General features: G+C 62.5%; 18 protein-coding genes and 2 pseudogenes. 16 read left to right on the forward strand and 4 right to left on the reverse strand.

The features are described from left to right. Window positions 1-2: 2 nt before the first annotated feature. The 12 genes and pseudogenes from H2O14_RS15925 to H2O14_RS15980 all read left to right on the forward strand — a co-directional run bounded on the left by H2O14_RS15925 (window position 3) and on the right by H2O14_RS15980 (window position 13,658). Window positions 3-1,154 (forward strand): cell envelope integrity protein TolA, encoded by a 1,152-nt coding sequence (locus H2O14_RS15925; protein ID WP_182828416.1) that lies wholly within the window; start codon window positions 3-5, stop codon window positions 1,152-1,154. Window positions 1,155-1,234: 80 nt separating this feature from the next. Continuing rightward, window positions 1,235-2,539, forward strand: coding sequence for a Tol-Pal system beta propeller repeat protein TolB (gene tolB / locus H2O14_RS15930; protein ID WP_182828417.1), 1,305 nt, complete (start codon window positions 1,235-1,237; stop codon window positions 2,537-2,539). A 149-nt stretch (window positions 2,540-2,688) separates the two neighbouring features. Next, a complete protein-coding gene (pal, locus tag H2O14_RS15935; protein WP_182828418.1) occupies window positions 2,689-3,213 on the forward strand; it encodes a peptidoglycan-associated lipoprotein Pal in 525 nt (174 codons plus the stop codon). A 165-nt stretch (window positions 3,214-3,378) separates the two neighbouring features. Then, window positions 3,379-4,363 (forward strand): annotated as a pseudogene (gene ybgF, locus H2O14_RS15940) (tol-pal system protein YbgF). Further along, window positions 4,360-5,286 (forward strand): tRNA lysidine(34) synthetase TilS, encoded by a 927-nt coding sequence (tilS, locus tag H2O14_RS15945; protein WP_182828419.1) that lies wholly within the window; start codon window positions 4,360-4,362, stop codon window positions 5,284-5,286. The pseudogene ybgF and the gene tilS overlap by 4 nt, the downstream one beginning before the upstream one ends. Next, complete coding sequence (locus H2O14_RS15950) at window positions 5,283-5,690, forward strand: hypothetical protein (protein ID WP_182828420.1); 408 nt, start codon at window positions 5,283-5,285, stop codon at window positions 5,688-5,690. Before tilS ends, H2O14_RS15950 begins: the two co-directional genes overlap by 4 nt. Before the next feature lie 108 nt (window positions 5,691-5,798). Beyond that, complete coding sequence (gene ftsH, locus H2O14_RS15955) at window positions 5,799-7,733, forward strand: ATP-dependent zinc metalloprotease FtsH (RefSeq protein WP_182828421.1); 1,935 nt, start codon at window positions 5,799-5,801, stop codon at window positions 7,731-7,733. Window positions 7,734-8,119: 386 nt separating this feature from the next. Continuing rightward, entirely contained in the window at window positions 8,120-9,322 is a 1,203-nt protein-coding gene (locus H2O14_RS15960) for an OmpP1/FadL family transporter (protein WP_182828422.1), read from the forward strand. Window positions 9,323-9,476: 154 nt separating this feature from the next. Beyond that, a complete protein-coding gene (glmM, locus tag H2O14_RS15965; protein ID WP_182828423.1) occupies window positions 9,477-10,829 on the forward strand; it encodes a phosphoglucosamine mutase in 1,353 nt (450 codons plus the stop codon). 192 nt (window positions 10,830-11,021) lie between these two features. Beyond that, window positions 11,022-11,876, forward strand: coding sequence for an outer membrane protein (locus H2O14_RS15970; protein WP_182828424.1), 855 nt, complete (start codon window positions 11,022-11,024; stop codon window positions 11,874-11,876). A gap of 98 nt (window positions 11,877-11,974) precedes the next feature. Further along, a pseudogene (locus H2O14_RS15975) lies at window positions 11,975-12,933 on the forward strand (acetylxylan esterase). Then, the gene (locus H2O14_RS15980; protein WP_182828425.1) at window positions 12,930-13,658 is read left to right on the forward strand and encodes an esterase family protein; all 729 of its coding nucleotides are present in this window, start codon (window positions 12,930-12,932) and stop codon (window positions 13,656-13,658) included. The pseudogene H2O14_RS15975 and the gene H2O14_RS15980 overlap by 4 nt, the downstream one beginning before the upstream one ends. A 38-nt stretch (window positions 13,659-13,696) precedes the next feature. Here H2O14_RS15980 and H2O14_RS15985 read toward each other — a convergent pair whose 3' ends face one another. Next, complete coding sequence (locus tag H2O14_RS15985) at window positions 13,697-14,230, reverse strand: DUF992 domain-containing protein (protein ID WP_182828426.1); 534 nt, start codon at window positions 14,228-14,230, stop codon at window positions 13,697-13,699. A 254-nt stretch (window positions 14,231-14,484) separates the two neighbouring features. Here H2O14_RS15985 and H2O14_RS15990 point away from each other — a divergent pair, with 254 nt between their 5' ends. The 3 genes from H2O14_RS15990 (at window position 14,485) to serA (ending at window position 18,374) form a co-directional block, all read left to right on the forward strand. Beyond that, window positions 14,485-15,324: an outer membrane protein gene (locus tag H2O14_RS15990; RefSeq protein ID WP_182828427.1), complete on the forward strand. Its 840-nt coding sequence runs from the start codon at window positions 14,485-14,487 to the stop codon at window positions 15,322-15,324. 193 nt (window positions 15,325-15,517) lie between these two features. Then, on the forward strand, window positions 15,518-16,696 hold the full coding sequence (locus H2O14_RS15995) for a phosphoserine transaminase (RefSeq protein ID WP_182828428.1): 1,179 nt from the start codon (window positions 15,518-15,520) through the stop codon (window positions 16,694-16,696). A gap of 82 nt (window positions 16,697-16,778) precedes the next feature. Next, the gene (gene serA, locus H2O14_RS16000; RefSeq protein ID WP_182828429.1) at window positions 16,779-18,374 is read left to right on the forward strand and encodes a phosphoglycerate dehydrogenase; all 1,596 of its coding nucleotides are present in this window, start codon (window positions 16,779-16,781) and stop codon (window positions 18,372-18,374) included. A gap of 68 nt (window positions 18,375-18,442) precedes the next feature. Here the strand turns inward: serA and H2O14_RS27570 are convergent, their stop codons facing one another. The 3 genes from H2O14_RS27570 to H2O14_RS16010 form a co-directional block, all read right to left on the reverse strand. Continuing rightward, on the reverse strand, window positions 18,443-18,616 hold the full coding sequence (locus H2O14_RS27570) for a DUF2793 domain-containing protein (RefSeq protein ID WP_312858612.1): 174 nt from the start codon (window positions 18,614-18,616) through the stop codon (window positions 18,443-18,445). Continuing rightward, window positions 18,610-18,786 (reverse strand): DUF2793 domain-containing protein, encoded by a 177-nt coding sequence (locus H2O14_RS27575; protein WP_246697414.1) that lies wholly within the window; start codon window positions 18,784-18,786, stop codon window positions 18,610-18,612. Before H2O14_RS27575 ends, H2O14_RS27570 begins: the two co-directional genes overlap by 7 nt. Window positions 18,787-18,933: 147 nt before the next feature. After that, window positions 18,934-19,209, reverse strand: a complete 276-nt coding sequence (locus H2O14_RS16010; RefSeq protein WP_137154728.1) for a DUF1153 domain-containing protein — start codon at window positions 19,207-19,209, stop codon at window positions 18,934-18,936. 250 nt (window positions 19,210-19,459) lie between these two features. On the opposite strand from H2O14_RS16010, the gene mnmA reads away from it, so the two are divergent. Continuing rightward, on the forward strand, window positions 19,460-20,656 hold the full coding sequence (gene mnmA, locus H2O14_RS16015) for a tRNA 2-thiouridine(34) synthase MnmA (RefSeq protein WP_182828430.1): 1,197 nt from the start codon (window positions 19,460-19,462) through the stop codon (window positions 20,654-20,656). The last annotated feature ends 30 nt before the right edge of the window (window positions 20,657-20,686 follow it).

Here is a 20,686-nt window from a genome sequence, read left to right on the forward strand (position 1 = left end):
ACATGCGCAGTAGCGTCGTCACATCGGTGGCATTGCATGTGGTTCTCCTGGGCGCGATGCTGATCGGCATTTCGCCCAAGCCGATGGATATGGCCATTTCCGAAGCCATGCCCGTGGACCTCGTGCCGATCGAGGATGTCGCGCAGTTGCAGCAGGGCGACAAGGAAGCGCCGAAGGCGGAGAAGTCCGCGCTCGACAAGACCCAGAAGCAGGACGAACAGCCCGACGCGATGAACGCCGGCGAAAACGACTTCGACCTGAAGTCGGTGCCGACGCCCACCGAGAAGCCGAGCAATCTCTCCAAGGCCGGCGCGCCCGAGAAGACCGAGGATCCCAATCCGCAACAGGACAACACCGTGCAGGAGGCCGACAGCCAGGCCGTCGAGGACACGGCCGTCGAACCCGCCATTCAGGAAATGGCCTCCGCCGAAGTGCCGAAGCCGGAACTGAAGACCGAGCCGACCCCGGAGCCCGCCAAGGAAACCCCGGTCGAGGAAGCCGCGCAGGAAGAGCCTTTGCCGGACAGCGTGCCGATCCCGACCACGCGACCGAAGGAAGAGCCGAAGAAGGTCGAAAAGGCGGAAGAGAAGAAGCCGGAAAAGACCGAAGAGAAGAAAACGGAAGAGAAGAAGGACGCCAAGGTCACCGAGAAGAAGAAAGACCAGAACTCGAAGGCCAAGAAGTCCGACAAGGATCAGAAGACCAAGAAGTCGACGACCAAGAAGGAATCCGATTTCAGCGCTGACGAGATCGCCACGCTTCTCAACAAGACCGAGGACAATCCCGGCGGCGCCAAGCGCTCGAACAGCGACAAGGCCCTGGGCGCGAAGATCGCGACGGGCGGGAACAAGCTGTCTCAGAGCGAATTGGACGCTCTGAAGGGGATCATCGAAAAGAACTGGTCGATCATGCCGGGTCAGGTCAGTTCGAGCGACATCATGATCACGGTGACCTTCGAACTCGACGAGAACGGCGAGGTGGTCGGTCGTCCCGAGGTCAAGGGATCGGGCGGCGATGGCTCCTCGCTCTCGGCGCTTGAGGGCGGCGCGCTTCGTGCGGTGATGCGGTCGGCCCCGTTCGACAAGCTGCCGAAGGACAAATACGACACCTGGAGCAAGGTGACGGTGAACTTCTATCCGAGCGAGATGATGTGATGCTGGCGAAGACGCGGGACAGGAGCGTGGGGAGCCGGCAACCAACGAGAACAATTAGGCTGAAAGGCTGAGAGAGGACGATGAAACACCTTTACCTCAAGTTTCTGGCGATCATTGCCGGATTTCTGTGTCTCGCGGCGAGCGCCGCTCAGGCTGAAATCACGATCGACTTGCGCAAGGGCAACGTCGAACCGCTTCCGATCGCGATCACCAATCTGCAATCCAGCGGCGATCTCGGCGCGCAGGTGACCCAGGTCATCGCCGCCGACCTCAAGCGTTCGGGCCTGTTTGCGCCGATAGACCAGCGCGCTTTCGTGCAGCAGATTTCCAATCCCGACGCCGCGCCGCGCTTCGAGGACTGGAAGACGATCAATGCGCAGGCGCTGGTGACCGGTCGCGTGACCCAGGAAGGCGATGGCCGCTTGCGCGCCGAATTCCGCCTGTGGGACGTCTATGCCGGCTCGCAGCTGATCGGCCAGCAGTTCTTCACCCAGCCGGAAAACTGGCGCCGCGTCGCCCATATCATCGCCGACCAGATCTATCAGAAGCTGACGGGCGAGACCGGTTATTTCGATACCCGCGTGGTGTTCGTCTCCGAAAGCGGCCCGAAGACCGAGCGTGTGCGCCAGCTCGCGATCATGGACCAGGACGGCGCCAATATGCGCATCCTCACCAAGTCGCGCGCCATCGTGCTGACGCCGCGCTTCTCGCCGAACCAGCAGGAAATCACCTATATGTCCTTCGAGGGCGAGCAGCCGCGGGTCTATCTGCTGCAGCTCGAGACCGGACAGCGCGAAGTGGTCGGCAATTTCCCCGGCATGACATTCTCGCCGCGCTTTTCGCCCGACGGCCAGCGGGTGATCATGAGCCTGCAGGAAAAGGGCAACGCCAACATCTTCACCATGGATCTGCGTTCGCGCACGACCACGCGTCTTACCTCGACGGCGGCGATCGACACATCGCCCTCCTATTCGCCCGACGGCCAGCGCATCGTGTTCGAAAGCGACCGCGGCGGCCGCCAGCAGCTCTATGTGATGGGCGCGGACGGTTCCGGCCAGCAGCGCATCTCGTTCGGGGACGGCTCCTATTCGACGCCGGTCTGGTCTCCCAAGGGCGACCTGATCGCCTTCACGAAGCAGTCCGGCGGCAAGTTCTCGATCGGCGTGATGAAGCCGGATGGTTCGGGCGAACGCATCCTCACCACCGGCTTCCACAACGAAGGCCCGACCTGGGCGCCGAACGGACGCGTGCTGATGTTCTTCCGCCAGCCCGCCGGTTCGGGCGGTCCGAAGCTCTATTCGATCGACATTTCGGGCTACAACGAACAGCCGATCCCGACCCCGGCTTTCGCGTCGGATCCGGCCTGGTCGCCGCTTCTGGAGTGACGAGAACCGGAAAATCGGCGCGCATGGGCAAAAAATTCGCCCCGAGCCGCGCCGATTTCCGGTTTGTTAACCATACGCGTTGAAGTGAGATTAACCCCGTCGGGTTACAGTCTGGAAACCCTAAGAATTAAGAATTCAGGAGCAGGCCGATGAGCCATATTCAAACCTATCAGCCGGGAGCTTTGGCGAAGCTCGCGCGCAATCCCTTCGCAATCGCGCTGGTCGCCGGTCTGGCGCTCGCCGGCTGCTCTAAGAAGAACAAGCTCGACAGCGCCTCCGACCTCGGCTTGAACGGCGCCAATTCCGCCACTCCGGGCTCGCAGCAGGACTTCACGGTCAATGTCGGCGACCGCATCTTCTTCGATACCGACTCCTCGTCGATCCGTCCGGACGCGGCCCAGACTCTCGACCGCCAGGCGCAGTGGCTGAACCAGTATCCGAACTACCGGATCACCGTCGAAGGTCACGCCGACGAACGCGGCACCCGCGAATACAACCTCGCGCTCGGCGCCCGCCGCGCCGAAGCCACACGCGACTATCTCGCCTCGCGCGGCGTCGCCGGCAATCGGCTGCGCACCATCTCCTACGGCAAGGAAAAGCCGGTCGCCGTCTGCGACGACATTTCCTGCTGGTCGCAGAACCGTCGCGCCGTCACCGCGCTCAACGGCGGCTGATACGCAGAGACGGTTCGCAACCGGGAAATTTCGGGGCGGTCCTTCGGGGCCGCCCTTTTTGTTTTCCTTACTTTGGCCAGACTCCGTTGCTTTTTGGTCGCAAAATTGGAAAACATCCCGATGTTGCGCTGCTTCGCGCAACATCACACCAAGCAGGATGACACGATGAGAAACAGGGTCATGGCCGGCGTATTGGCGCTTGCCGTCTCGATGATGGGGGTTACGGCTGCCGGCGCCTTCAGTCTGTTCGGGTCGGACGACAGCCAGCCGCGGCGTCAGGAAAGAAGCGCCGTTGTCTTGGCGCAGGCGGGAGACGCCGAAATGCGGGTGCAGCAACTGGAAGAACAGCTTCGACAGCTCAACGGGCGCGTCGAGGAAATGAGCTTCCAACTGCTGCAGATGCAGGAACAGTTGCGCAAGGCGCAGGAAGACAACGAATTCCGCTTCCAGGAACTGGAAGGGGGGCAAGAAGAAAAGCTCCATCGAGGTCGTTCCCGGCGCCGGCGACGTCAACACAGCCAATGCTTCCGGCGCGCAATCGCCGGAAGCAGACCAGACGCTCGACAGCGCCGACCAGCAGCCGATGGACGGCGGGTCGAGCGAAGATCCAGCCCTTGGAGCCCCGCCCTCGGATCTCGGCTCGATCGAATTCGACCAGAACGGCAATCCCATCACCCGCGCCAATCCCAGTCCGTCGGGCGTCGACACGACCGCCTTGCCGCCGCCCGCCACAACGTCCGGCGCCGACGCCGCGGCAGTGTCCGGCGGAGACGAAGGCCAATATCAGGCCGCCTATAACCGCATCCTGGCGGGCGACTATGCCGGCGCGGAAGCCGGCTTCGCCGAATTCGTGGCCAATCATCCCGACAGCAAGCGCATCGCAGACGCCAATTTCTGGCTCGGCGAAGCCCAGTATTCCCAGGAAAAATATACGGATTCCGCCAAGACCTTCCTGAACGCCTACAAGACCTACGGCTCTTCGGGCAAAGCGCCGGAAATGCTGCTGAAGCTCGCAATGTCGCTGGCGGCCCTCGACAGCAAGGACACCGCTTGCGCGACGCTGCGCGAAGTGACGAAATCCTATCCGAAAGCGTCTCGCGCTGTGATCTCCAAGGTCGCCAGCGAACAGAAGCGCCTCGCCTGCGGATGACGAAGCCCGATCCTGTCCGCACGGCTCCGCTTCACGCGTCGAGCGCGGACAGAGTGGAGGCTGTTCTCGAAGAGTTTCTCGACAGATGCGGTCGGCCCTGCCGGATCCTGATCGCCCTTTCCGGCGGCGGCGACTCCGTCGGGCTTCTGGCGGCGCTCAGCGCGATCCGCGCGCGTCGCAGGGATGCGAGCCTCGACCTCATCGCCGCCACGGTCGACCACGGTCTGCGTCCCGGCTCGCAGCAGGAAGCCATCGCGGCCGGACGGCTGTCGGAAAGCCTCGACGTCCCTCACCAGATGCTCGCCTGGATCGGAGACAAACCCAAGACCGGAATTCAGGCGGCGGCGCGCGAGGCGCGCTACGATCTGCTGTGCCGCCACGCGCTTTCCCACGGCGCCGACATCATCCTGACCGGGCATAATCTCGACGACGACGTGGAAACCTATCTTATGCGCCGGTCGCGAAACGCCGACGCCGAGGGCCACGGCATGGCGGAGGCCGTGCTGCTGTTCGGCAGGATCTGGGCGGCGCGGCCGTTGCTCGCTCTGCGGCGAGAGGAGATCCGCGACTATCTGCGCGCCCGGGCGACGCCTTGGGTCGACGATCCGAGCAACGGCAATCCAGACTTCGAGCGCGCCCGCCTGCGGGCGTCGCAGCGACAGACGCCTCCTCCGGATTTCGCTGACCTGATGCGGGCGCGGCGTGCGCGCATGCAGGCGGCGGCCCGTCTCTTGAACGACCGGGCTCAGATGATCGGCCAGAAGGTGGCGGTCGTGGATCTCGCCGGCCTTGCCGTCGCAGACCCCGCCGCAATGGAAGCGGTTTCGGCGCTCGCCGCCGTCATCGGCGGACGCGACCATCCGCCCCGGGGGAGGGCCGCAACGCCATCCGGCGCCTGCTCTCAGTCGAGCATGGGCAGATGACCCTGGTCCGCGTCACGTTCGACAAACGCGGCGATCGCCTGTATCTGCAGCGCGAGAACAGGGATCTGCCGACCATCGTCATTCCGCCCGGCGCGGCCGCGACTTGGGACAACCGACTGCGGATCCTCAACCGAAGCGACGGCGACATCTCGATCGGCCCGGTGGACGGGGAGCCGCTCATCACGCCTGCGCAGTTCGACCACCTTCCTGCACGGGTGCGACAACTCGCGCTTCGCACTGGGCCGCTGTGTCGACCGCGCCGCGCAATGCAGCCCCTGATGTCGGTTTTCTTGCCCGGATATGACAGATTTCTGCCGCTGGAGCGATTGGACCTGGGCAATGTCCTTGCCAAACTCATGGGTTTGCCGCACTTTCCTTTGCCTATGTTTCGGCATCCGGCGTGAAATCGACGCTGTCGCCGCTTGGCAAGTGGTGGAGGTGCTCCTATCTTTCACCTTGAAATGGCCGTATGCCGGGTTTAATCCCGCGGTCAAACTATGTCGGTGAGGTCAATGAACCCGAATTTCAGAAATTTTGCCCTCTGGGCCATCATCGCGGTCCTGCTGGTCGCGTTGTTCAGCATGTTCCAGTCCCAGGGCGAACGCGTCAGTTCGAGCGAGATCCCCTATTCGGATTTCGTCAAGGCGGTGGATGCGGGCCGGGTGCGGCAAGTGGAATTCATCGGGAATCGGGCCCGCGGCCAGTTCAGCGACAATGGCTCGGTCTTCCAGACCTATACGCCGAACATCGATGACGCTTTGATGCAGCGACTGCAGGACAAGAACGTCATCGTGTCCCTCCGGCCGGAAAGCGACGGTTCGTCGAGCATCTTCGGCTATCTGATCAACCTGCTCCCGGTGCTGCTGATCATCGGCGTCTGGCTGTTCCTGATGCGCCAGATGCAGGGCGGCTCGCGCGGGGCGATGGGCTTCGGCAAGTCCAAGGCCAAGCTGCTGACCGAAGCGCATGGCCGCGTCACCTTCGAGGATGTCGCCGGTATCGACGAAGCCAAGCAGGACCTCGAAGAAGTCGTCGAATTCCTGCGCGACCCGCAGAAGTTCCAGCGTCTCGGCGGCCGTATTCCCCGCGGCGTTCTGCTGGTCGGCCCTCCGGGCACCGGTAAAACGCTGACCGCGCGCGCCGTTGCCGGCGAAGCGAATGTGCCGTTCTTCACGATTTCCGGTTCGGACTTCGTGGAAATGTTCGTCGGCGTCGGTGCGAGCCGCGTCCGCGACATGTTCGAACAGGCCAAGAAGAATGCGCCCTGCATCATCTTCATCGACGAAATCGACGCGGTCGGCCGTCATCGCGGCGCCGGTCTCGGCGGCGGCAATGACGAACGGGAACAGACGCTCAACCAGTTGCTGGTCGAGATGGACGGCTTCGAGCAGAACGAAGGCGTGATCATCATCGCCGCGACCAACCGTCCCGACGTCCTCGATCCCGCGCTCCTGCGTCCAGGCCGGTTCGACCGCCAGATCACCGTGCCGAACCCGGATGTCAACGGCCGCGAAAAGATCCTCAAGGTCCATGTGCGCAATGTGCCGCTGGCCCCGAATGTCGACCTCAAGGTCATGGCGCGCGGCACGCCCGGTTTCTCGGGCGCCGACCTCATGAACCTCGTCAACGAGGCCGCTCTTCTGGCCGCTCGCCGCAACAAGCGCCTGGTCACCATGGCCGAGTTCGAAGACGCCAAGGACAAGGTGATGATGGGCGCCGAGCGCAAGTCGCTCGCCATGACGCCGGAAGAGAAGCGCAACACCGCCTATCACGAAGCCGGTCACGCCATCATCGCGCTCAAGCTCGCCGGCGCCATCGATCCGATCCACAAGGCGACCATCATCCCCCGCGGCCGTGCGCTCGGCATGGTGATGACCCTGCCGGAAAGCGATCGTTACAACTGGACCTATGAGAAGGCCATCGCCCGCCTGACCATGCTGTTCGGCGGTCGCGAAGCCGAGATCATCACGTTCGGTCCCGAAAAGGTCACCACGGGCGCGTCCGGCGACATCCAGATGGCGACGGGCCTGGCCCGATCCATGGTGATGGAATGGGGCATGAGCGAGAAACTCGGCCGCGTGCGTTATCGCCCGAACGAGCAGGAAGTGTTCCTGGGTCATTCCGTGAGCCAGTCGACCAATATGTCTGACGAGACGGCCAAGCTGATCGACGAAGAAGTGCGCCGGCTGATCGAGGAGGGCGAAACCAACGCCCGCACCATCATCGCCGACAATCGTGATCAGTTTATCGCGATTGCCGAAGCGCTGCTCGAATTCGAGACGCTGACCGGCGACGAGTTGCGCGATCTCATGAACGGCAAGCCGCCGTCGCGCGACGCCTTCGACGATACGACTCCGAGCCGCGGTTCAGCCGTGCCCTCGGCCGGTTCGCGGGGCAAGGACGGCGCGCCCGAAGCCGAAGGGGGATACGAGCCTCAGCCGCAGTAAGTACCCGGAGTCGCATGACGCCGTCATCGAAACCCCGCCATCGCGCGGGGTTTCGTGTTTGATTCTTCAGGGTTTCGGCGGGCTCGGCGCAGAAATTGAGGCGACGCAATGATCGTCCACAAGGCCGGGTGATTGAAAATGGCGTTGTTGCACATTTGTGACGCAGGCCATGGACTTGAGCATGAAATTCTCCATTCCCGCCATTTTCGTGCTGTTTGGCAAAAAAATCATCCGGTCTGGTCAAATGTGATCAGGCGTATCGAAATCTTACGTAAATTTTTAGAGGTTTGCCGGCGTCAGTTTGCCGCAAGGCCGAATTGTAATCATCCCCAACGTGCATAAACTACCTCCAACCTTGTTCAGTGGGAGGACAACATGGGGAAACAATGCTCCGCAATGGTTTTTTGACGATCGTTTCAGCGGCTCTGATGTCCGGCGCGGCCTATGCCGGCGGCATCGAGCGCAATGGTTATAATATCGATCTGCTTTTCGATCCTTCCAATATCGCCGTGGAGGGCACCGCGACCTATGTGTCGCCGCATCGGGAATACACCAATTCGCAGAATTTCAGCGGTATCGGCGGAACCGATCCCGACGTCCGCGACACCAAGGATTACTTCAGCGGCGCTGTCGGCGTGAAAGCGCGCGTGGTCGAGGGCGTCGACTGCCTGGTCGACTATTCGCAGCCCTGGGGCGCCCATTCGGCGCCCGGCTTGAATTGGACGGGATCCACGGAAAACGCCGAAACGAAAATCAACAGCGACAATTACGGCCTGACCTGCTCCTACAAGTTCGACATGGGCAAAGGTCAGCTTCGCCTGATCGGCGGCGGTTTCTATCAGCAGGTCGACGGCTTCAAGGAAAGCCTGGTGACGCCTCCGGGACTGGTTCCGGGCTTTGACGGCACCGGCCGCCTGGAACTGGATTCGGACGGTTGGGGATGGCGCGCTGGCGTCGCCTACGAAATCCCGGAATACGCCTTCCGCGCATCGTTGATCTACAACAGCGAAGTCAAGCTCGACGGCATCACCGGCACGCTGGACCTCTCGAACGTCTCGCCGATCCTGGTGCCCGGTCTGGGCGGCGCCGTCTGGGATGTGTACGGCTCGACCAAGATGCCGGATTCGCTCGAATTGGCGATTCAATCCGGCATCGCGCCCGATTGGCTCGCCTTCGGCAGCGTCAAGTGGACGGACTGGAGCCAGTTGCAGACGATCCCGTTCTATCTCGACGGCACCAATATCCAGGCCACCTCGCTCGACCTGTTCTATCGCGACGGCTGGACGGTCACCGGCGGCGTCGGCCACCAGTTCACCCAGAAATGGTCGGGCGCCGTGTCGGTGACCTGGGATCGCGGCACGTCGCAAGGTTACGGCTCGCAGACCGACACCTGGCTGTTCGGCGCCGGCGCCAATTTCGCGGCGACCAAGAATGTCGACATCAAGTTGTCCGGCGCCATCGGCTGGATGAAGTCCGGTTCGTCGGGCTCCTATGTCTATGACGGCGTCACCTACGGCGCGGACAACAGCTATGATTTCGGCTCCGACTTCGTCGGCGCGATCTCGACCGGCATCAAGGTCAAGTTCTGATAGGATCCAGCGGCGGATCCCGGAAAAAGCCCGGTCTCCTCGGCCGGGCTTTTTCACGTTAACATTCTGTTTGCGCGGGTGAGACAATTTGATGTGGCAGAGCGCGATCTTTGTGGCATCTAGAACCCGACGAGAACTCAGCACTGGAATGAACATGACGAGACGTTATTTCGGCACCGACGGCATTCGCGGCCAGTCCAACAAATTTCCGATGACGCCGGATCTGGCCATGCGGGTCGGCATCGCCGCCGGCACGATCTTCCGACGCGGCGGCCATCGCCACCGCGTTGTGATCGGCAAGGACACGCGCCTGTCGGGTTACATGCTGGAAAACGCGCTGGTGGCGGGCTTCACCGCCGCGGGCGTCGACGCCTTCGTCCTCGGCCCGATCCCGACGCCGGCGGTGGCCATGCTGACGCGCTCCTTGCGCTGCGATATCGGCGTGATGGTGTCGGCCTCGCACAATCCCTATCAGGACAACGGCATCAAGCTGTTCGGCCCGGACGGCTATAAATTGTCGGACGAGATCGAGGCGCAGATCGAGGCCTTGCTCGACAAGGACATCATTCCGCAGCTGGCCGCGTCCGACGCGATCGGCCGCGCCAAGCGCGTCGACGGCGTGCATGACCGCTATATCGAATTCGCCAAGCGCACTCTGCCGCGCGACGTGACGCTGAAGGGCCTGAGGGTCGCGATCGACTGCGCCAACGGCGCAGCCTACAAGGTCGCTCCCGCCGTGCTCTGGGAGCTCGGCGCGGAGGTGGTGACCATCGGCAATGAACCCAATGGCGTCAATATCAACGACCAGTGCGGCTCCACCCATCCGGATGCGCTGATCAGGAAGGTGCATGAGGTCAGGGCCGATATCGGCATCGCGCTCGATGGCGACGCAGACCGCGTGATCATCGTCGACGAGAAGGGAACGATCGTCGACGGCGACCAGCTGATGGCGCTGATCGGAGAGACCTGGGCCAATGACGGCTTGCTGCGCGGCAACGGCATCGTCGCCACCATCATGTCCAATCTCGGTCTCGAACGTTTCATGCAGCAGCGCGGCTTGCATCTCGCCCGCACCAAGGTCGGCGACCGCTATGTCGTCGAGCATATGCGCCAGAACGATTTCAACGTCGGCGGCGAGCAGTCGGGCCATATCGTGCTGTCGGATTTCGGCACCACGGGCGACGGCCTGGTGGCGGCGCTGCAGGTATTGGCGGCGGTGCGCCGTCAGGGCAAGACGGTGAGCGAGGTCTGCCGCCGCTTCGAGCCTGCCCCGCAACTGCTCAAGAATGTCCGCTACGAAGGCGGCAAGCCGCTGGAAGATCCGATCGTCCGGGAAGCCATCGCCGACGCCGAAAGCGAGCTCGCCGGCCGCGGCCGACTGGTGATCCGCCCCTCCGGCACCGAGCCTCTGATCCGCGTCATGGCGGAAGGCGACGACGAAAATCAGCTGAAGCGAATCGTCGACGGCCTGATCGACCTGATCGGCGGCGTGAAGAACGCCGCCTGAAAGATCATTTTCCGGAAAAACTTTGAAATCCTGGTCGGTTTCGGCCGGGATTTTCGCATTTGAGAGACTGCTTTCGAAGCGTCATGGTAAAGAAGCGTGGTTAAGCGCTATTTAACCTTTGCCATTCATTATCCAACCACAGCACCTTCCCGAGGTCCCATGGGCCGGACCGGGTTATCTGGAGTTTGGATCATGAAAAGACTTTTGACTTCCGCATCCTTGATGTTGGCCATGGCCGGCGCCGCATCGGCGGCAGACCTCTATACTCCCGAGCCTCAGCCGGCCCCGTATGAGCCGGCTCCGGTCGTGGAGACCAGCGGCTGGTATATTCGCGGCGACGCCTCCTATGACGTCATGAACCTGCGCGGCGCCAAGTTCTACCAGGGCGGCAGCTCGCGTCGCATGGTGGACTTCCATGAATCCGACATCGACAATACCGGCAATATCGGCGTCGGCGTCGGTTATCAGGTCAACGACCACTTCCGCGTCGACACCACGTTCGACTATCTGTTCTCGGCCGATTTCCGTGGTTCGACCACCGGCGGCGGCTCCGATTTCGGCGCTTGCACCGACACCTGCAAGTCGCGCGACGTCTCCGCCATGACCGCCTACAGCCTGATGGCCAACGCCTATGTCGATATCGGCCACTACGGCATGTTGACGCCGTATGTCGGCGCCGGCCTCGGCGGCACCTATGTCAAGTGGGACGACCTCAAGAACACCGCCTGCAGCGCCACCAATCCGGAACTGTGCGACGACACGGTCAGCCATAAGGGCAAAGGCAGCTGGCGTATGACCTATGGCCTGATGCTCGGCACCGCCATCGACATCAACTGCAATCTCAAGGCCGATGTCGGCTATCGCTATCGCCGCGTCGATGACGGCGACATGTTCGGCTACAAGTCCAATGGCGGCCCTGGCAAGGACAAGGGCTTCGACATTCATGAAGCCCGCGCCGGCGTTCGCTACGCCTTCGGCGGCTGCGCCGAGCAGGCCTACCTGCCCCCGGCCGATATGCCGCAGCAGGAACAGCCGGTTTTCAAGTAAGATCCCGTCACTTTCTGCAAAGCCGCCCTCCGGGGCGGCTTTCGTGTTTCAGCTCCATTCTCGTCACGACGGCGGGGACGATCGAGGGAGACCGCCGCATGGCCCATACGTTCACCCATGGCTATCCGTTCGACCCTTCCTACGGCTACAGCCTGGCGGATTTGCGCGCGGTGGCCGCGCCCCCGAGCCGGACGGGTTCGGCCTTTTCTGGCGCGATCGCCACCAGCGCGCCCTGAGCGTCGATCCCGAACCCGCTCTGTCGAAAAGCGCGGCATCTCATCCTGATTGGACGATCCTCGACATTCGCTTCCGCTCGACCGGCGGTTTCGAGCTCGGCGGCTGGCTTTGCGCGCCGAAGCGAGGGCTTGTGAAGCGCGGTCTGGTGATCGGCCATGGTTATGGCGGCCGCGACGCCCCGGACCTGGACTTTCCGGTCGAGGACGCAGTGTTGTTGTTTCCCTGCTTGAGAGGGTTGTCGCGCAGCGCCAAACCGCCGATCTCCACCGATCCCAATTGGCATGTGCTGCACGATATCGATGATCGCCACGCCTATATCATTGGCGGCTGCGTGGATGATGTCTGGGTTTCGGTGACGGTTTTGTTGCAGCTCTATCCCTGGCTCGACGGACATATCGGCTATAGCGGCATCAGTCTCGGCGGCGGTGTCGGGAGTTTCGCGCTCGCTTTCGATCCGCGCTTGGCCCGGGGCCAGATCGAGGTTCCGACCTTCGGCGCCCAGCCGCTTCGCCTGAGCCTGCCGAGCATTGGCAGCGCGCAAGGGCTACAGGTCTATGCCGCAGACCATCCGAACGTCGCGGACACCCTGTCCTATTTCGACGCCGCCTCGGCCGCCCGACACATCGCGCAGCCGACGCTCTGCGCAGTGGCGCTTTTCGACCCTGCCGTCGCGCCGCCGTGCCAGTTCGCAATCGCCAATTCGTTGCAGAACGATCATGAAATCTTCATCCTCAAGGCCGGGCATTTCGATTATCCTGAGGCGCAAGAGGAGCATGGGAGGCTCCGCGACACGATCGGACGGTTTTTCGGGGACCTATGAACCGGGAATATCATCGTTGGCATAGTCCGCGTCTCGGGCGCGATATGGAGTTGCTGATCTTCGGCCATGCCGGCGCGAAGGCCCTGATGTTTCCAACCCGCGAAGGGCGCTTCTGGGAGTATGAGCAACTCGGCGTCGTCACAAGTCTCGCCGACAAGATCGAGGCGGGACATATCCAGCTCTATTGTGTCGAGGGGCTGGCGCAGGAAACTTTTTATGATCGGTCCCGCTCGCCGGGCGACAGGCTGCGCCGCTATCACGCCTTCGAAGATTATGTTCTCAACGAAGTGATGCAACTGATGGCGGTTCGCAACGGCCATGATTGCACCATGGCGGTGGGCTGCAGCCTCGGCGCCTTTCAGGCGGCGAGCCTCGCTTTCCGTCATCCCCAGTATTTTCGAAAGTTGGTGCTGTTGTCGGGCCGCTATGACCTGACGCTCAAGGTCGAAAGCTTCGGCGATCTGTTCGAAGGATATTATGACGACGGCGTCTATTACCTCAACCCGTCGCATTTCCTGCCGGGGCTGGAATGCGAATGGCGGCTCGAATGCCTGAGGCGGATGGACATTGTGCTCGCGATCGGCCGGGACGATCCATTCCTCGACAACAACAGGCATTTGAGCCGAGTATTGTGGGAGAAGGGGGTCGGTCACCAGATGCAGATCTGGGATGGACGCGCCCATCGCGGCAGCGCCTGGCGAAGAATGGCGCCGCTCTATGTCTGACGCGGTCCGGACGGCGACAGCCGCCCGGACCGTAGAGATCAGTTGACCGGATGCAGCGTCACGGTCGCGCCGGCGGCGGCGACGTTGAGGCCGAGCTGGCCCTCGACGCTGACCGGCTGAAGCTGGATCGAGCCTTCGGTGCCGCCGAGCAGCACATTGGCGCCGATGCCCGCGCCTACCGTCGCTTCCGCGGCCGCGCCGACATAGGTGCCGCCGAGCGAGCCGCGATGATAACCTGCGGTCGGAGCGAATACGGCCCAGACCATCTTGCCGCGCGTCGTGTAGCCGACATCGATGCCGAGCTTCTTCACATAACCGCTATAGCTGTCGCTACGGGCGCCGCGCGCGGAGCGAAAGGAGCAATCGAGCTCCTTGGCCGAGCCGATCAGGAAGCCGGCGCCCGAGCCGACGTCGCAAGAGAGATAGCCGATCTTGACGCCGCCATGATAATCGCTTTCGGCCTGAACCTGCGGCGCCTCGTCATAGGCGGTCATATCGGCGGCGCGCGCCAGGCCCGCGGCGGAGGAAACCGCGGCCAAAGCCGCGATCGTCGTGAGGATTTTCTTCATCATCGTCATTCTCCTCTGAGCGGGCGCCGATCATCGGCGCCGCTTCAGCCTGTCAAAAACCGTTGTTCCGCCGAAGCGGACGCTGGTCAAACGTTCCAGCAGGCGGATTGTTCGATCTTCATTGGGACTTTTCCGAGGCGGGCGATCGAACCTTACCAAAACGTGAAGCGGCATGCTTAACGGCGTCTTAACCACTCGGCGGCATAGTTAACCACAAATCGCACTTTTGCCGTCCGTCGGCCGTCGGGAGACAGTCCATGTCCGTTGCTCTTCGCCTCGCTTTCGCGTCCCTGCTGATCGCATCCGTCACCACTCAGGCGCTGGCCGTGGACCTGCCGCCGATGGTCGACGCGCCGGAGATCGACGGCCCGATCTCCGACCCCGCCGGCTGGTATTTCCGCGGCGACATCGGCTACAATCTGAAGCTGGACGCCGGCGATCCGACCTATAAGACCTATGACGCGACGACGCAGACATCCACCACCAGCGGCTTCGACAAGAGCCGCATGGATCGGGACGCCACCTTCTCCACGGGCGTCGGTTACCAGTTCAACGATTTCCTGCGCAGCGACGTGACGCTCGATTATTTCAAGGCGACGCATAACGGCAAGACCGGCTGGAGCCAGTGCACCGTCGCCAATGAAAGCGCCACCGGCTATTGCCGCTACGATTCTCAATCCGTCTCGGCGCTGTCGACCCTCGCCAACGCCTATGTCGACCTCGGCACCTATTGGGGGCTAACTCCCTATGCCGGCGCCGGCGCCGGCGTCAGCTATGTCAAATGGTCGGACGTTTCGGGCAAGCGCGGTTGCGCCTATGCCGACAAATCCGATTGCGGCGGTCTCGACTACTCGCATTCCAAGGAAAACGGCGAGGACAGCTGGCGCTTCACCTATGCCCTGATGGCCGGCGCATCCTACGACATCACCGACCGGATGAAGCTCGATCTCGGCTACCGCTTCTCCCAGATCGGCAGCGGCGACATGTTCTCCTTCAACGACCATGACGAGTTCAACGGGGCGTTTGGAACCAAGGGCAAGGATGACGGCTTCACGCGGCACGAGATCCGCATGGGCGTGCGCGTCACCGGCTGGTAAGCCCGCGGCAAATACGAGTATTTTCACCGGCCGGAGGAAACTTCGGCCGGTTTCCTATTTCATCGACTGCCCATTCCAAAAAAGACAAAAACGTTCTGAAAAACGACTTGACCCGGCTCTGCCGCTCCCATAAACACGGCGGCGGGACACCTCTCCCCAACGAGAGGCCATATACCTGGAAGGGTAGTTTATCATGGTAGAACTCGCCACGCCGGCCATGCGCCCGGCAAATTCGCATTTCTCCTCCGGCCCCTGCTCGAAGCGTCCGAACTGGTCGCTCGACGCGCTCAAAGACGCAGCGCTCGGCCGCTCACATCGCTCCAAGCTCGGCAAGAACAAGCTCAAGCAGGCGATCGATCTCACCCGCGAAATTCTCGACGTGCCCGCCGATTATCGCATCGGCATCGTGCCTGCGTCCGACACCGGCGCAGTTGAAATGGCGCTCTGGTCGCTGCTGGGCGCGCGCGGCGTCGACATGGTGGCCTGGGAAAGTTTCGGCTCCGGCTGGGTCTCCGACGTCGTCAAGGAACTGAAACTCGCCGACGTCCGCAAGTTCACCGCCGACTACGGCAGAATTGTCGATTTCACCCAGGTCGATTTCAATCGCGATGTGGTGTTCACCTGGAACGGCACGACCTCCGGCGTGCGCGTCGCCAATGGCGACTTCATCCCGGCCGACCGCCAGGGCCTGACGATCTGCGACGCCACTTCGGCGGCGTTCGCGCAGAACCTCGATTTCACTAAACTCGACGTCGTCACCTTCTCCTGGCAGAAAGTGCTGGGCGGCGAGGGCGCGCATGGCGTTATCATCCTCAGCCCGCGGGCCGTGGCGCGTCTCGAAAGCTATGAGCCGGCCTGGCCGCTGCCGAAGATCTTCCGCATGACCAAGGGCGGCAAGCTGATCGAAGGCATCTTTCAGGGCGAGACGATCAACACGCCCTCCATGCTGTGTGTCGAAGACTATATCGACGCGCTGCTCTGGGCGAAGGAGCTCGGCGGCCTGAAGGCGCTGATGGCGCGGGCAGACGCCAACGCCCGGGTGATCTTCGACTTCTGCGACGCCAATCCCTGGCTCGCCAATCTCGCCGAAAAGGCCGAGACGCGTTCGAACACCTCCGTCTGCCTGAAGATCGTCGACCCGGCCGTGACAGCGCTCGACGCGGCCGGTCAGGCGGATTTCGCCAAGGGTGTGGTTGCGACGCTCGAAAAGGAAGGCGTGGCCGTCGATATCGGCGCCTATCGCGACGCTCCCTCGGGCCTGCGCATCTGGTGCGGCGCGACCATCGAAACCGCCGATGTCGAAGCGCTGATGCCCTGGCTGAGCTTTGCTTTTGAAAAGCAGAAGGCCGGGCTCGCCGCCAAGGCAGCCTGATTTCTTCGTCTTCCGCGCCTCGATCGCGGAAGACGCGCCTATCCCAGACATTCCCCTTATTCGCTTTTGAGGAGCCCAGACCATGGCGCCACGCGTTCTCGTATCCGACGAACTCTCGGAAACCGCCGTCCAGATCTTTCGTGATCGCGGCATCGACGTCGATTTCCAGCCGAAGCTCGGCAAGGACAAGGACAAGCTCGCCGAGATCATCGGCAATTATGACGGGCTCGCCATCCGTTCGGCCACCAAGGTCACCGAGAAGCTGATCGCGGCTGCGACCAATCTCAAGGTGGTCGGCCGCGCCGGCATCGGCGTCGACAATGTCGACATTCCGGCCGCCTCCAAGCGCGGCGTGATCGTGATGAATACGCCGTTCGGCAACTCCATCACCACCGCCGAACACGCCATTGCGCTGATGTTCGCCGTCGCCCGCCAGATCCCCTCCGCAGACGCCTCCACCCAGGCCGGTAAGTGGGAAAAGTCGAAATTCATGGGCGTTGAAATCACCGGCAAAACGCTCGGCGTCATCGGCGCCGGCAATATCGGTTCGATCGTCTGCTCGCGGGCGCTGGGTCTGAAGATGCGCGTTCTCGCCTATGATCCCTTCCTGTCGGCCGAACGGGCGCAGGAAATGGGCGTCACCAAGGTCGAACTCGACGATCTCCTGGCGCAGGCCGATTTCATCACTTTGCATGTGCCGATGACCGACAAGACGCGCGGCATCCTCAACAAGGAGGCCATCGCCAAGACCAAGCCGGGCGTGCGCATCGTCAATTGCGCCCGCGGCGGTCTCGTGGATGAGGCCGCTTTGGCCGAAGCGCTGAAGTCGGGCCATGTCGCCGGCGCCGGCTTCGACGTGTTCGAGGTCGAGCCCGCCACCGAAAGCCCGCTGTTCGGCCTGCCGAACGTCGTCTGCACGCCGCATCTCGGCGCCTCCACCACGGAAGCGCAGGAAAACGTTGCGCTGCAGGTGGCCGAACAGATGTCCGACTATCTGGTGAAGGGCGCCGTCTCCAACGCCATCAACATGCCGTCGATCACCGCCGAGGAAGCGCCGATCCTGAAGCCGTTCATCCGGCTCGCCGACGTGCTCGGCGCCTTTGTCGGCCAGGTCACCGACACCGCCATCAAGGAAATCGAAATCCTCTATGACGGTTCGACCGCGTCGATGAACACCAAGGCGCTGACCTCCGCGCTGCTCGCGGGCCTGATCCGCAGCCAGGTGGCCGACGTCAACATGGTTTCGGCCCCTATCATGATCAAGGAAAAGGGCGTGATCCTGTCCGAAGTCAAGCGCGACAAGTCGGGCGTCTATGACGGCTATATCAAGCTGACCGTCACCACCGACAAGAACACCCGTTCGGTGGCCGGCACGGTGTTTTCGGACGGAAAGCCGCGCTTCATCCAGATCAAGGGCATCAACATGGACGCCGATGTCGGCGCCAACATGGTCTATATCTCCAACACCGACGTGCCCGGCATGATTGGTTTCATGGGCACCACGCTCGGCGCGGCCGGCGTCAACATCGCCAACTTCCAGCTCGGCCGCGACAAGCAGGGCGGCGACGCCATCGCGCTTCTCTATGTCGACGAGCCGATCAAGGACGAAGTGATCGCCAACCTGACCGCCAATCCGGCGATCCGCCAGGTGAAGCCGCTCGTGTTCAACGTCGACTGATCCCGGCGATCGGCATCGAGGATGAAAGGGCGCGGCGCACACCGCGCCCTTTTTCTTTGGCGGGCTGATCAGGCCGTCGCGAGGGTCGCCCAGGCGCCGCCGGTCCAGACCTTCAACGCCGACGTTTCGACGAACCAGGCCAGCCATCCCGGGCGCGGCGTGTGGAAGATCCAGGCGCCGCTTTCGCGAGCCGCGATCGAGCCGCCTCGTCCGGACCAGTCGCCCGACGCCGGGGTCAACACCCAGTAGCAGTCGCCATCTGCGGGGGAGGGGGAGGCGAGCCGCGTGTATCCCGGATCGCGAGGTGGACGATCGCGTCGAGCGCCTGCAGGGCTTCGTTGTGGGTGATGTGTTTCTGCGCCTGCGACGACAGGATGTAGGGCAGGTCGAGACGCGTGGTCTGCTCGGTCATGGGAAAATCCTAACTTCGGGTTAACGGGGAATAGCCGTTCCATGCTAGGACAGGTTCGAGGGAGGGGACGCGCCGGCGAGGACAAATCGAGCCAAAACGAAAAAGACCGGGACGAACCCGGTCTTTTCGAAACTCAACCGCCAGATATCAGTGGCGATACTGCTGGATGCGCGTGGTGCGCAGTCCGGCGAGACCATGTTCGGAAATGGAGCTTTGCCAGGACAGGAACTCTTCCACCGTCAGAGTATAACGTTCGCAGGCTTCTTCGAGGCTCAACAGGCCGCCGCGCACGGCTGCGACCACTTCCGCCTTGCGACGGATAACCCAGCGACGAGTATTGGAAGGCGGCAAATCCGCGATCGTCAACGGGCTGCCATCGGGTCCGATGACATATTTAACTCTTGGACGTATTGCTTCGGTCATTGGACTCTCTACACAAACAAAGACCATATGGGCGGTACTCTAGGACCCCACCTTTAAAATTTGCCTAAACGCTCCGGAAAAAATTTATGAAAAGCTCTGTTAAATCAGTCCGCTTGCGGGCAAGGCGCATGAAAAGCCCGCACATCTCGGCTTGTTGGCGCCTTATTTAGTTCCTATATCGCCCGCGAAATTCATGTTAAACAGGGCATTCAAGCCCAGCGACAGCCTTTTCAGTGCAAGAGTAAAGACCGTGAACAGCCTCGATTTCGACAAGCGTCCCGAAGACACCCGCGTGGTCGTCGCCATGTCCGGCGGCGTCGATTCGTCCGTCGTGGCCGGGCTTCTGGCGCGAGAGGGATATGAGGTCATCGGCATCACGCTGCAGTTGTACGATCATGGCGCCGCCGTGCATCGGGCCGGCTCCTGCTGCGCGGGCCAGGATATCGACGATGCGCGCCGCGTCTGCGAAACGCTCGGCATTCCCCATTACGTGCTGGATTACGAGCGCCGCTTCAAGGAAACGGTGATCAATCCCTTCGCCGAAAGCTATGTCGCCGGCGAAACGCCGATCCCCTGCGTGGCCTGCAACCAGACGGTCAAATTCGCCGACCTCCTGATCACCGCCAAGGAACTGGGCGCCGACGCGCTCGCCACCGGCCACTATATCCGCTCCGGCGCCAATCCCTCGGCCGACAATCCCGCCCGGCGGGCGCTGTATCGTCCGACGGATGCGGAGCGCGACCAGAGCTATTTCCTGTTCGCCACCACGCAGGAGCAGATCGATTACCTGCGCTTTCCGCTCGGCGGCATGGCGAAGGCGGATGTGCGGGCGCTTGCCTCCGAGATGGGGCTCGTCGTCGCAGCAAAGGCCGATAGCCAGGATATCTGCTTCGTGCCGCAGGGGCGCTACAGCGACTTGATCACCAGATTACGTCCGGACGCCAAGCTCGGCGGCGATATCGTCCATCTCGACGGACGGGTGCTCGGCCAGCATGACGGCATCCTGCACTACACGATCGGCCAGCGTCGCGGCATCGGCGTCGCCACCGGCGAGCCGCTCTATGTCGTCCATCTCGACGCACGCAGCAAGCGGGTGATCGTGGGTCCTAAGGAAGCGCTCGACACCCGGCGGATCTATCTGCGCGACATGAACTGGCTGGGAGACGCCTCCCTGACCGAGATGGTCGGCGATGGCTTCGAATGTTTCGCCAAGGTGCGTTCGACGCGTCCGCCCAAGCCCGCGACGCTGCATGTCGACGCCTCCGGCGTCTATGTCGACCTGCATGACGGCGAGCCTGGGCTCGCGCCCGGCCAGGCCTGCGCGCTCTATTCCGCGCCGGGCGAAGACGCGCGCGTCTATGGCGGCGGCTTCATCGACCGGTCGGAAAAAGACGCGCCGTCGGAAGCGCTTCTAAAGCGGCTGCTGCAATCCGCCCAGGCCGCCTGAGCCTTGAATCGAAAAGGCTTTTTCAGGTTT

Source organism: Rhizobium sp. G21 (genome assembly GCF_014158035.1).
Taxonomy (GTDB): domain Bacteria; phylum Pseudomonadota; class Alphaproteobacteria; order Rhizobiales; family Rhizobiaceae; genus Rhizobium_E.